The sequence below is a fragment of the Flavobacterium sp. R1_16 genome (assembly GCF_057652095.1).
Genome location: NZ_JBYFCG010000003.1, coordinates 301,608 through 313,580, shown reverse-complemented (window position 1 = coordinate 313,580; position 11,973 = coordinate 301,608). Strand labels below are relative to the sequence as shown.

Below are 11,973 nucleotides of genomic sequence, written 5' to 3'. Positions count from 1 at the left end.
ATATATTTCTATGCTATTCTAAAATAAAACTGACACTTACATTAGTTACAATTTCTATTTCTCCAACCGCTAATGTTTCTCTAGGTGCAGCTTGGTCGTTTGCCATTGCCATAGTTTTCATTTCCATATAACGAATAGGTTGTGGATTGTAATTTTGTGAATTATCTGAAATGGTAATGGCTTTCCCCACTTTTTGCCCAAGCACAGAAACAAAATCTTCTGCCTTAGCCTTAGCATTTTTTATAGCTAATTTTCGAGCATCAGATTGAAGTTGCGCAAACTTAGACGATTTGAATTCTACATTATCAATTCTGTTGATTCCAATATCAACCAAACCATCAATTATAGCATCATAATTTGTTAAATCTTTTAGAAGTATTTGAACCGATTGTGTGGCGACATAATTGTGTTTCTTTTTTTCGTAATCATAATTTGGATACAAGGAAACACGTTGGGTTTGAAAATCTTCTTTGGTAATATTCCATTTCTTGATGTACTTGATAACAGCATCCATCTTGGTATCGTTTTCTTTTTTTACATCTGTAGCCTTAAGCCCTTTTGTTTCTAAAGAAATAGAAATTAACGCTTGGTCTGGAGTTACTTTTACCTTCCCTTCTCCCGATACGTTAATCATAGGAACCTGTTTGAGTTCTTGAGCTTCTAATAAAGTGGTACAGGTTAAAATTAAAATAAGTGCTGCTTTTTTCATTTTTATAAAATTAAATAGTTTTGTTTTGAGTATTCAAATGTTGTGCCAATTATAATTTTCCTGCTTTAGCCATACCAAAAAGAATCACAATTGGTATCGCTAAAAGGACAACCATAAATGTGTTTTCAGTAAGCATTTGAGGCTCTTTTACAAGTGTTATTGCAAATCCTCCAATGGCTCCACCAAAATGTGCCGTATGACCTATATTATCATTTTTAGCTTTCATTCCATAAATAGAATACAATAAATACCCTATCCCAAAAAGATAAGCAGGAATGGGAATTGGTATAAAAAACAGAAACAAACTCATATCAGGCTGCAATAAAATAGCCGAATATAAAACTCCAGTAACAGCACCCGAAGCTCCAATTGCTCGATAGCTGTAATCATTTTTATGAAAATATAAGGTCAATAAACTTCCAAAAACTAGACTAGCAGCATAAACTTGAAGAAAAGAAAAATCGCCCAGATAACTAGTCACAACGGGTGCAAACATAAACAGCGTGAACATATTAAAGAATAAATGTCCGAGGTCAGCATGCAGAAAACCAGATGAAATCATCCTAAATTGTTCTCCTGAGCGAATGCTTCCAATATGAAATTCATATTTTCTAAAGAAATACAAATCATTGAAACCCTTGAAACTGACAATTAGATTTAAAACAATAATTATTATAAGAATACTACTCATTTAATTTGATTTTAGTTGTTGTAAAAATAGATATTGTTTGTTTAGCTTTTGTTAAACAGAGTCATTTAAATATAGTTTTAGATGTATATTTGTGCAAAATTTAACTTAATGCAGTTTTTACTTTATCTTTTTTTATATCCTCTACTTTGGTTATTATCCATATTGCCTTTTAGATTGTTATACCTGTTTTCTGATTTTGTTTATGTTATTATCTACTACATTATTGGCTACCGAAAAAAAACAGTTCGAGAAAATATAGCTCTAGCCCTTCCCCATTTATCTAAAAAAGAACGATTAGTTATCGAAAGAAAATCCTACCACCACATGTGTGATATGTTTCTTGAAATGATAAAAACCATGACTATTTCTGAATCGGAAATGGACAAACGATTTCAATTTGTCAATATAGAAATATACAAAGATTTAGAAAAAAAAGGCAAAAGCATTGCCCTGATGTGTGCGCATTATGCAAGCTATGAATGGGTAATTTCTATCAACAGTAAGATCAATTTTAAAGGTTTTGCTATTTACAAGAGAATCAATAACAAATATTTTGATAAATTGGTACGTGACATTCGCTCTAAATTCAAGGCGAATTTGATCACCACCAAAGAAACTATTCCCACTATTCGCGAAAATTTTAAAAATAATGTTTTAGGAATTTACGGCTTTGCCAGCGATCAATCTCCAAGAATTTCATCTGCATTTCATTGGAATACCTTTATGGGTGTAGAAGTTCCTGTGCATACAGGTGCCGAAATGTTGGCCAAAAAATATGATATGAACGTAGTTTTCCTAAAAGTAGAAAAAGTAAAACGAGGCTATTATAAAGCACAATTTCAAACGCTATCCGAGAATGCCAACGAAGTTCCCAATTATGAAATCACCGATCAATTCCTAAAACTGGTAGAACAACAAATCCACGAAGCACCAGAATATTACCTCTGGACACATAAACGATGGAAACACCGCAGATAAAAACAAACAACCCTTTCAGAACAATTTTGAAAGGGTTGTTTGTTTGATGGTTATGGTATTCAGCAAAGTAAAGTCCATTTGATGATGTGTAAAAAAATAGTATATTTGAAAATAATGCGCTAGTGAGTTGCGTATATCATCCCTATTTTGGGTAGATTGGCGCAACTTTTTAGCTCATATATACAAGTTATGTGCAACTTTTGCCAAACATTAAACAATTCATCAAATGTCAGAAGAAAAAAAGAACTAAATGATTTCTATTTTTGAGAATTTTGTGCAAAATATTGAAAGTGTCGAAACTTTCTTTAAAAAGCTTGCTATGAAAGCTTTAGAAGAAGATAAGTCCAGTCTAGAGAATCGAACAAAATATTATGAAGATTCCATTAAAGAAATTTTTGGCGAAGAAGTGTTGAAAAAATTTCTTAAATTACTGGACGATAATATAAACGATCAAAATGCGGAAAGAGAATTATTTACATCTATTTCAAAAGAAAAATATGCATATTTACTTTTAAAAATAGATGAAGCTCCAAAATTAAGAGATAAAAATTTTGAAATATTAGCTAGTGGGGCATTTATTACACTTAATAATTACTTTGAATTTCTATTCGCGGATTTATTAACGTATTATTTTATAAATAACAAAAATCAGATTGAAGAAAAAAATATCTCAATTTCACTTAGCGAATTGAAAAATTATTCTACAATAGATGAGGCATATAATGAAATATTGTTTAAAGAAGTAGAGAAACTTCTAATTGATTTAAACTTTGAAGAAATCAAAAAGTATTTTCAGAGTTTAAAAGTAGGTTTATCAGAAGAGTTTGTTGATTGGAACTATATCAATGAAATAAGAGAAAGAAGGCACATTTTAGTTCATAATAATTCCATCGTTAATAAGAAGTATATCACTAAATCTGGAAACCCATTCAACTTAGCTATAGGTGACACTGCAAAAATTAAAGTTAAATATTTCCAAAAAGCTATAGATGAGATTCGAATAGCTGGAATCTTATTAATAATGAATAGCTGGGGTAAATGGGAAAAAAATACCACTACAGAAGCAATAGTTGAATTATTGACAACTTCTTTTGAATTGCTAAAACAAAAAAAATATTTAATTACTACGAAAGTTTGTGAATATGTTGAAACACATATAAAACCTCTTAACGATAATGAAGACAATTGTGTATTAAGATCAAAATTCAATCATTGCATAGCACTTAAAAGATTAGGCGAGAAAGAAGCTTGTCAAAAAAAATTAAATGAAATTAGAATAAGTACTCTTTCTCCTATTTTTAGAATTGTAAATCATATACTTAAGGACGAATTTAATGAAGGAATTCTATTATTTAAACAAGCTATAATAGTTGACGAATTTTCAATAGCTGATTATTTGGAATGGCCAATATTTGATGAGTTACGAGAAAATGAAGAACTCAATTCTCTAGCAACAAGTGAGTTCAACGAAAAAACAGATTAATAAAGCTGCATATAACAGCTAATAAGCGCAATCGCTTGATTTTCGTAGCTTCAACATTATTCTCACGAATAATTTCCTGTCTTCACTGGAAATAAATCGTTTCGCTTTTCCGCAACGTTCGCCTAGCAAGAAACCGTCATAAAACACAAACAACCCTTTCATCTCTATGTTGAAAGGGTTGTTTGTTTTCATACCGCTATCGCTTCACTAATTGGGGAGCAATACAACATCCGAAACTACTTTGGTTAACGGCTTGGAGTCAACTTCTTTTATTACCGAAATCAAAATCCCGCTAGCGGTAGATTCTATGGCAGATATTTTCTCTTCTGCTAGGGTCAAATTAGGTTTGTCGATTACAAAGGTCGAGCCTGATAATTTGTAGAGATTTTTGTCTAATCCCGTAATCAAGTACACATTGTCTCCAGTGAATTTAATTTCTTTGAATGAGCGAATCGTATTTCCAGGAAACAACGGAATAGCACTTGGCAAGGTCACTCCCGTTTTAACCACTTCAATGGCAGTTCCTGTAAATTTATAAATGTCTAAAATATCCGTATTATAACGCCTCACCACCATATAGGGCTGATTTAGATTGTTGGGATTTTTACAAAGCGTAATGGTGTGCTTGTATTCCATACTCAAACCCGTTCCTATACTGCCAATACCAGAAAGTGAAGTAACCGCACTAAAACCGCTAGTGTAATTAAACGAAATGATGTTTATTTTTCCAGTGTCGGGAGTGCCCGTAAAGGACAACCAAGCCCAAAATACCTTATCGCTATTTCCCGCTTTGGAAGCATCATTTGTAGTCGGGATGTTTATACCGCTGCCTTGCACATAATCCATTTGAGGCACAACAGTTCCCGTCCAAGTATAGGTTGTAGGATTGTATTGATAGAAAGTTGGCTTGCCCACATTAGAATTCAATCCCATGCTTAACATAAAATTGCTATCGCTCAAAGTATGTAGATATCCTTGATTGGCACTAGCAGAAACAGCTCCAGAAAAATAGGTAGGATTGTGAACATAAATTCTGGCACCCGAAAAACCATAAGAACCATGAGCTCCAGCCGAATAATTGTAAGATACCAATCGGGTGAAATTTTTGTCAATTTCAAAATCATCAAAGGCAGACGAGGCTTGAATAAGCACATAATTTTTTATTTCGGGATTGTTGTAATCGCCTTGACAATTGAGCGTAGCGCCATAACTAACAAGATCAATGGCTGGCAGGGTAAACTTTGCCACTACCGAAAAAATTCCGCCTTCTTCCAGTATTTTATAAATTTCAGCGGTATGAATATTGTTATTGTTGGTATTTCCCTCTGTTGGAGGAAAATTGTAAAGTCTGTATTTGAAAGTGGCTCCGTTTGAAGCATAAAAATCTTTTACGGGATTGATTTCTTGGGAGACGGTACTTCCAGCAGTTGAACCTCCGCCCTCATTGGAGGAGTCTGACGAACAAGATGTGATTATTAGTACACTTGCTACTAAAATTAAAAAGGTTTTCATTGTATTGTACTTAATGATTACTAAAAACAAATATATTGTGATGTTGAAATAAAAAAAATACGATAAAATTCGTATTTGCTACTTCTAATATTTTGATGGATTTTTTTGAAAGTTTATTTATATATTTGAGAAAGATAGGGATACTTGTATAAGACAAATCTAATATAATACGAGTATCTTGCTTATCTCTCAAAAACAAAAAGTAATTTGTAAAGTCAAAACATAACCGTATTTTTATATTTTATATAAAGAAAGTAGGCCGAAAAGCTATTGGCAAAATTTTATAAATACCATGAATACCACCAAAAAAGAGTTAAACCCCAAACAACGTGAGGAACTACTCAATATCTTACAAACTCGTTTTGAGAAAAATATAAATCGGCATATGGGTTTAGAGTGGGCCAAAATAAAGGCAAAGCTAGAAGCCTATCCAGAAAAAATATGGTCACTTAATGAAATGGAACAAACAGGAGGAGAACCCGATTGCGTTGGTTTTGATGAATCAACAATAGAATATATTTTTTATGACTGCTCTGTAGAAAGTCCCAAAGAACGAAGAAGCCTCTGCTACGATCGCCAAGCGCTTGACGCCAGAAAAGAAAACAAACCAAAAGATTGTGTTTTAGATAGAGCCGCCTCAATGGGTGTAGAACTTTTAACGGAGGAACAATACCGCAATCTGCAACAACTTGGAAAATTTGACACCAAAACGTCAAGCTGGATACAAACACCCGTAGCCATTCGGAAATTAGGAGGTGCTTTGTTTGCAGATTTTCGTTACGATCATGTTTTTATCTATCATAACGGCGCTGAATCTTATTATGCCGCAAGAGGGTTTCGTGCTTGTCTAAGAGTGTAATTACAAATAATTACTAAATATCAAAAAGCTCACAGAAAAAGCAGATTTTATAGATTATTAAAAATAATGCATAAAAAAAGACTGCCTTTTTGCAGTCTTTTACTTTTTTTAAGAATTGATTTATGCCATAAACAAAGCGTGCTTGTTGTAATTGTATAAGACCAAATCATAAGGAACTAGTTTAGGAGCTATCTTTTCTGAAGCTGGATTAAACGTGATATGATTGTGCTTTCTGAATAAATAAATTTCCTTTAAACAATTAGACAAACTTTGATGAATCGCAGTTGTAAAAGTTGGTAATTGCTTGTCTCCTACCAATAAATCAAGTTGGTAATTAGAACTACTTTTCGACAAATTGTTTCCAATGATTCTTATGGTAAATGTGGTAGGAACTCCTTTTTGTTCCCCTTGATACTGTACTATCATAGTAATTAAATTAAAATTAAGATTGGATAAAATTGCTTTTCAACTTTGCTATGTTGAATTCTTTAATAAAAGTATTAAAAAAAGTGAAACTAATAAAATAATTGTGTCAAAATTAAGAATTCAATATACAGAAATACAAATATCAAGTTTGACAAGATAAAATTACCAAGCTATGATGAAGTAAGAGTCACAAAAAGCTGCCAAAAAATCTTTGCCACTCTGAATAAAATGAATACATTAGTCCCTTTAAATTTTACACCAAACTAATATGAAAAATACAGCATTAACGCACATTCACGAGAGTTTAGGAGCCAAAATGCTTCCTTTTGCAGGATTCAATATGCCTATCCTATATGAAGGTGTCAATGCAGAACATGAAACCGTCAGAAACGGTGTGGGAGTTTTTGATGTATCACACATGGGAGAATTTTTACTATCGGGACCTAATGCTTTGGCTTTAATTCAAAAAGTATCATCTAATGATGCATCAACCTTAACTATAGGTAGAGCTCAATATTCCTGTTTACCCAACTATGAAGGTGGAATTGTAGATGATTTAATCATTTATAAAATAAAAGACGACCAGTATTTATTGGTAGTCAATGCCTCAAACATAGATAAAGATTGGGATTGGATTTCAACTCATAACGATTTAGGAGTCGAAATGAGAAACCTTTCCGATGACTATTCATTATTAGCCATTCAAGGGCCTAAAGCTGTTGAAGCCATGCAATCATTAACGTCTGTAAAACTATCAGCCATACCCTACTATCATTTTGAAGTGGGCGATTTTGCAGGGTTTCCCCATGTTATCATTTCAGCTACTGGCTATACGGGTTCGGGAGGTTTTGAGATTTACTGCAAAAATTCAGAAGTAGAAACCATTTGGAACAAAGTATTTGAAGCTGGAAAATCTTTTGACATCAAGCCCATTGGATTGGCTGCCAGAGATACCTTGCGTTTAGAAATGGGATTTTGTTTATATGGAAATGACATTAATGATACCACTTCTCCAATAGAAGCAGGTTTGGGATGGATTACTAAATTTACTAAAGAATTTACCAATTCAGACAACCTTAAAAAGCAAAAAGAAGTTGGTGTTTCAAAAAAATTAATTGGATTTGAAATGCAAGAGCGTGCCGTTCCGAGGCATGATTATGAGATTGTTGACAAGAATGGGAATACTATAGGAATAGTAACCTCTGGAACCATGTCTCCCTCAATGAATGTTGGTATTGGATTAGGATATGTTAACTCCGAAAACAGTGCAATAGGAAATGACATTTTTGTTAGAATTCGAAAAAATGATGTTCCAGCAAAAGTGGTCAAATTACCGTTTTATAAGAAATAAGAATTGAAAAAAACATTCATTATACTACTCCTATTTTTACTAAATGATGGTATTGCACAGACTAAAACGGATGCCTGCACTACTTTATCCAAAATTAATGAATTAATTAAAGAGTTTCATTTCAAACCAAAACCCATAAACGATAGTTTATCGGCTTATGTTTTTACCCAATTTCTAAAAACAATAGATCGAAAAAATGAATTGTTTCTAGAATCAGAAATTAATAGTTTAAAAAAATATAAATATAAACTAGACGATAACATCATCAATGCTAAATGCAGTTTCCTAAATGAATTTTACAGCAGCTACCAAAAAGCAGTTAATAGACACATTGCAATTATTGAAAACGTAAAAAAGGAAAAATTTCCGCTAAGTAGTCTCGAAATAATAAGGTCTTCTAAAAATACTATGCCTTATTTAAAAACAGAGAGCGATTTGAAAAAATTCAATAAAAAAATAATGCTTTATAATATACTAAGAGAAATAACAGAAATTAGTTCTAACAAGGATTCTATACAAAACTTATTTTCTATCATTTCGGAAGCTTCAAAACAAAAAGTATTTGAAGATTTTACTTGTGAAGCAAACAATTATAACCTAACAATCGAGGAGTTCAGCAATCTCTTTTTCAACGTATTTTGCTCCTATTTCGACCCGCATACAACTTTTTTTTCAACCAATGAGAAATCTGATTTTCTATCAACTATCAGTTCCGATGATTTTACTCTAGGTTTAAGTTTTTCAGTAAAAGATAAAAATAATATAGTTATAGATGAAATATTACCGGGTGGACCAGGCTTTTTTTCTGAAAAATTAGAAGTAGGAGACCAAGTTATCAAAATAAAATCAAAACAAGAAGTATACTCGGTAAATTGTAACTATTTTGAAAAAATTGGAAAAATTTTAAACTCCAGTGAATACAAAAATGTTTCTTTAACAATGAAGAAAAAAAGTGGAGAAGTTTACACCTCAAATCTCTACAAACAAGTAATGAAAAATTATCAAAATAGCGTTTTTAGTTATATATTAGAACGAGAAAATCAAAAAACAGGATATATCAAAATTCCAAGTTTTTATTCCACTTTAGAGAATGGGAAAACAAATGTAAGTGATGATGTAGCCAATGAAATAAAAAAACTAAAGGAAGATAAAATTAGTGGATTAATTATTGATTTAGAGAATAACGGAGGTGGTTCAATGCTAGAAGCAATAAATCTTTGCGGTTTATTTATGAACGCTCCTGTTTTAGCACAAATTGTTACAAAATCAGGTAAAAAAGAAATTATTGGCAATCAAAAACCCAGAAACATTTATTCCGGTCCAATCATTATTATTATCAATGGTTTTTCTGCCTCTGCAAGTGAATTTTTTGCTAATACAATGCAAGACTACAATTTAGCTCTTATTATTGGAACAAAATCGTTAGGAAAAGCAACAATTCAAGAAATTGTTCCATTAAATGATGAACAGAATCAATTTCTTAAAATTACCATTGGGAAATTTTACCGTGTTACTGGCAAAAGTAATCAGTACAATGGTGTCATACCTGATATCGAAATTCCAAATTTATTTGATGATCAAATGCCTAAAGAAAAAGATTGTAAAACCGCATTTAAGAACGATAAAATTGAAAGTGTTGTTGATACCAATAAATATCCTATGAATGAAAAACAAAAAGAAGCGATTTTAAAATATTCCCTAACTAAAAAAACGAATACAGATTTACAAAAAATTATCAGTATGAAGGTAAGATTTAATCAATTTTATAAAACGTCTTTAGCAATTCCTTTGCAATTCAATTCTGTTTTTAGTCAAACGAGAGAATTTATAAAAAGTTGGAAAGAAATAGAAATATTTAGTAAGACCGATTACCCATTTCTTATAAGCAATACTTCAAATGAAATACAAAGAATGCAGTTGAGTAGCTACTTAAAATCTATAAATAGCACACAAATAAAAAATTTAAAATCCAACTTTCGTGTTTTTGAGTCCATTAAAATTATGAGTGAATTAAAATAGAAAACTACATTAAATTAAAATTTTGAAAATTGATAATGAAAAAGTTATTTTTGCACTTTAAAATAAAATAGAAATGGGAAGAGCGTTTGAGTTCAGAAAAGGTAGAAAAATGAAACGTTGGTCGGCAATGGCCAAAGCATTTACTAGAATTGGTAAAGATATTGTAATGGCCGTTAAAGAAGGCGGACCAAATCCAGATGCCAACTCTCGATTAAGAGCCGTTATCCAAAATGCTAAGGCTGCGAATATGCCGAAAGAAAATGTAGAACGTGCCATAAAAAAAGCTACCGATAAAGATACAGCAAACTATAAAGAAGTACTTTTTGAAGGTTATGCACCACATGGTATTGCATTGTTAATTGAAACAGCCACAGATAATAATAATCGTACGGTTGCCAACATCAGAAGTTATTTTAACAAATGTAACGGTACCATGGGAACTCAAGGTTCTGTTGAGTTTATGTTTGACCATACCTGTAATTTCCGTATCCCAAAAGAAGGTTTAGACCCTGAAGAATTAGAATTGGAATTGATTGATTTCGGTGCTGAAGAAGTTTTTGAAGATGAAGATGGAATTTTAATTTATGCCCCTTTTGGAAGTTTTGGAACCATTCAAAAAGAATTGGAAAACAGAAAACTAGAAATTCTCTCTTCTGGCTTTGAACGAATTCCACAAATCACCAAAAAATTAACCGAGGCTGAAATGGCTGATGTAGAAAAACTAATTGAAAAAATTGAAGAAGATGATGACGTGATGAACGTCTATCATACCATGGAAGAAAACTAATTTACTCAGACTAACTTCATCGTATTAAGCTTTTGTTGTGTATGTTCATTCGTAAATAGTATTCTTACTATATTATTATGAAATTTATTAGGTATTTCATGGTAAGTTCCCTTAATTTGATGTCAATCTTCAAATAAAATTCATCACAATTAATGAAATCCTATTCACTACAAGAAATAAATACCATATTAAAAGGCGTTATTATTGGAAATACTTCTCAAAAAATAACTGCTCCCGAACAATTAGAAAATGCCAATGAAACCGAAATTTCATTTATTGGCAGTAAAAAATATGAAAAATTCTGGACGACTTCAAAAGCATGTGCAGCTGTAGTTAACGAGGATATTTCTATTGAACCTGGTGAAAATAGAGCTTTTATAAAAGTAAAGAATGCCGATTTAGCTATGTCAGAGGTCTTATCTCTTTTTGCACCACCAAGTCCATTATTCCACTCAGACATCCATCCAACCGCAGTAGTCGACTCTACCGCTCAAGTGGGTAATGGAGTCAAAATTGGTGCAGGATGTTACATCGGACCTAAGGTACAGCTTGGAGATAATACAATCATTTACCCTAACGTTACGATTTTAGACGAATGTAGCATCGGGAAAAATACTATTATTTGGTCAGGAGCTGTCATTCGTGAGCGTTGTCATGTAGGTAATAATTGTATCATTCATCCTAATGCTACTATCGGTGCAGATGGTTTTGGATTTCGACCTGACCCTGAAAAAGGTTTGGTAAAAATCCCTCAAATTGGAAATGTAATTATCGGTAATAATGTTGAAATCGGTGCTAATACCTGTGTCGATAGAGGTAAATTTAGTTCTACTGTTTTGGGTGATGGCTGTAAAATTGATAATTTAGTACAGATAGGTCATAACAGCAAGTTAGGTCGTTTTTGTATTATGGCTGGTAATAGCGGATTGGCCGGTTCTGTGACGCTTGGAAATGGTGTTATTATTGGCGGTAGTGCTTCAATTAAAGATCATACTACAATTGGAGATGGCGCAACAGTTGGTGCTGGTTCTGGTGTTACTTGTGATATTCCAGCGGGGAAAGTAATGCTTGGGTATCCTGCAGTAGAAGCGCGTGATGCTCTTAAACAATGGGCGATTTTAAAACGCTTGGTTAGAGATTCAAATAAATAATTTCTTA

11 protein-coding genes are annotated in these 11,973 nt (G+C 32.3%); 7 read left to right on the top strand and 4 right to left on the bottom strand.

Annotated elements, in window-relative coordinates:
* Positions 1 to 13 precede the first annotated feature (13 nt).
* Entirely contained in the window at positions 14 to 709 is a 696-nt protein-coding gene (locus AC23L6_RS07580) for an SIMPL domain-containing protein (RefSeq protein ID WP_487561279.1), read from the bottom strand.
* A 49-nt stretch (positions 710 to 758) separates the two neighbouring features.
* Positions 759 to 1,400, bottom strand: coding sequence for a rhomboid family intramembrane serine protease (locus AC23L6_RS07575; protein WP_487561280.1), 642 nt, complete (start codon positions 1,398 to 1,400; stop codon positions 759 to 761).
* Between the two features lie 108 nt (positions 1,401 to 1,508).
* Here AC23L6_RS07575 and AC23L6_RS07570 point away from each other — a divergent pair, with 108 nt between their 5' ends.
* Entirely contained in the window at positions 1,509 to 2,378 is an 870-nt protein-coding gene (locus tag AC23L6_RS07570; RefSeq protein ID WP_487561281.1) for a lysophospholipid acyltransferase family protein, read from the top strand.
* Positions 2,379 to 2,628: 250 nt separating this feature from the next.
* A complete protein-coding gene (locus AC23L6_RS07565) occupies positions 2,629 to 3,861 on the top strand; it encodes a hypothetical protein (RefSeq protein WP_487561282.1) in 1,233 nt (410 codons plus the stop codon).
* A gap of 207 nt (positions 3,862 to 4,068) precedes the next feature.
* On the opposite strand, the gene AC23L6_RS07560 is transcribed toward AC23L6_RS07565, so the two are convergent.
* Positions 4,069 to 5,373 carry a hypothetical protein gene (locus tag AC23L6_RS07560; protein ID WP_487561283.1) on the bottom strand — a complete coding sequence of 435 codons (1,305 nt, stop codon included), beginning with the start codon at positions 5,371 to 5,373 and terminating at the stop codon, positions 4,069 to 4,071.
* A 292-nt stretch (positions 5,374 to 5,665) separates the two neighbouring features.
* On the opposite strand from AC23L6_RS07560, the gene AC23L6_RS07555 reads away from it, so the two are divergent.
* Positions 5,666 to 6,232, top strand: a complete 567-nt coding sequence (locus AC23L6_RS07555) for a DUF4256 domain-containing protein (RefSeq protein WP_487561284.1) — start codon at positions 5,666 to 5,668, stop codon at positions 6,230 to 6,232.
* 120 nt (positions 6,233 to 6,352) lie between these two features.
* Here the strand turns inward: AC23L6_RS07555 and AC23L6_RS07550 are convergent, their stop codons facing one another.
* The gene (locus AC23L6_RS07550) at positions 6,353 to 6,658 is read right to left on the bottom strand and encodes a hypothetical protein (RefSeq protein ID WP_487561285.1); all 306 of its coding nucleotides are present in this window, start codon (positions 6,656 to 6,658) and stop codon (positions 6,353 to 6,355) included.
* 268 nt (positions 6,659 to 6,926) lie between these two features.
* Between AC23L6_RS07550 and gcvT the strand changes: the two genes are divergently transcribed.
* The 4 genes from gcvT to lpxD all read left to right on the top strand — a co-directional run bounded on the left by gcvT (position 6,927) and on the right by lpxD (position 11,966).
* Positions 6,927 to 8,009, top strand: coding sequence for a glycine cleavage system aminomethyltransferase GcvT (gene gcvT, locus AC23L6_RS07545; protein WP_487561286.1), 1,083 nt, complete (start codon positions 6,927 to 6,929; stop codon positions 8,007 to 8,009).
* 3 nt (positions 8,010 to 8,012) lie between these two features.
* On the top strand, positions 8,013 to 10,028 hold the full coding sequence (locus tag AC23L6_RS07540; protein WP_487561287.1) for a S41 family peptidase: 2,016 nt from the start codon (positions 8,013 to 8,015) through the stop codon (positions 10,026 to 10,028).
* 73 nt (positions 10,029 to 10,101) lie between these two features.
* Positions 10,102 to 10,815 (top strand): YebC/PmpR family DNA-binding transcriptional regulator, encoded by a 714-nt coding sequence (locus AC23L6_RS07535; protein WP_487561288.1) that lies wholly within the window; start codon positions 10,102 to 10,104, stop codon positions 10,813 to 10,815.
* A 152-nt stretch (positions 10,816 to 10,967) separates the two neighbouring features.
* Positions 10,968 to 11,966: a UDP-3-O-(3-hydroxymyristoyl)glucosamine N-acyltransferase gene (gene lpxD / locus AC23L6_RS07530; RefSeq protein WP_487561289.1), complete on the top strand. Its 999-nt coding sequence runs from the start codon at positions 10,968 to 10,970 to the stop codon at positions 11,964 to 11,966.
* Positions 11,967 to 11,973 lie beyond the last annotated feature (7 nt).

Excerpts from the sequence above, each read along its gene's own strand:
- AC23L6_RS07580 (WP_487561279.1), bottom strand. The coding sequence starts at position 709 with ATGAAAAAAGCAGCACTTATTTTAATTTTAACCTGTACCACTTTATTA.
- AC23L6_RS07575 (WP_487561280.1), bottom strand. The coding sequence starts at position 1,400 with ATGAGTAGTATTCTTATAATAATTATTGTTTTAAATCTAATTGTCAGT.
- AC23L6_RS07570 (WP_487561281.1), top strand. The coding sequence starts at position 1,509 with ATGCAGTTTTTACTTTATCTTTTTTTATATCCTCTACTTTGGTTATTA.
- AC23L6_RS07565 (WP_487561282.1), top strand. The coding sequence starts at position 2,629 with ATGATTTCTATTTTTGAGAATTTTGTGCAAAATATTGAAAGTGTCGAA.
- AC23L6_RS07560 (WP_487561283.1), bottom strand. The coding sequence starts at position 5,373 with ATGAAAACCTTTTTAATTTTAGTAGCAAGTGTACTAATAATCACATCT.
- AC23L6_RS07555 (WP_487561284.1), top strand. The coding sequence starts at position 5,666 with ATGAATACCACCAAAAAAGAGTTAAACCCCAAACAACGTGAGGAACTA.
- AC23L6_RS07550 (WP_487561285.1), bottom strand. The coding sequence starts at position 6,658 with ATGATAGTACAGTATCAAGGGGAACAAAAAGGAGTTCCTACCACATTT.
- gcvT (WP_487561286.1), top strand. The coding sequence starts at position 6,927 with ATGAAAAATACAGCATTAACGCACATTCACGAGAGTTTAGGAGCCAAA.
- AC23L6_RS07535 (WP_487561288.1), top strand. The coding sequence starts at position 10,102 with ATGGGAAGAGCGTTTGAGTTCAGAAAAGGTAGAAAAATGAAACGTTGG.
- lpxD (WP_487561289.1), top strand. The coding sequence starts at position 10,968 with ATGAAATCCTATTCACTACAAGAAATAAATACCATATTAAAAGGCGTT.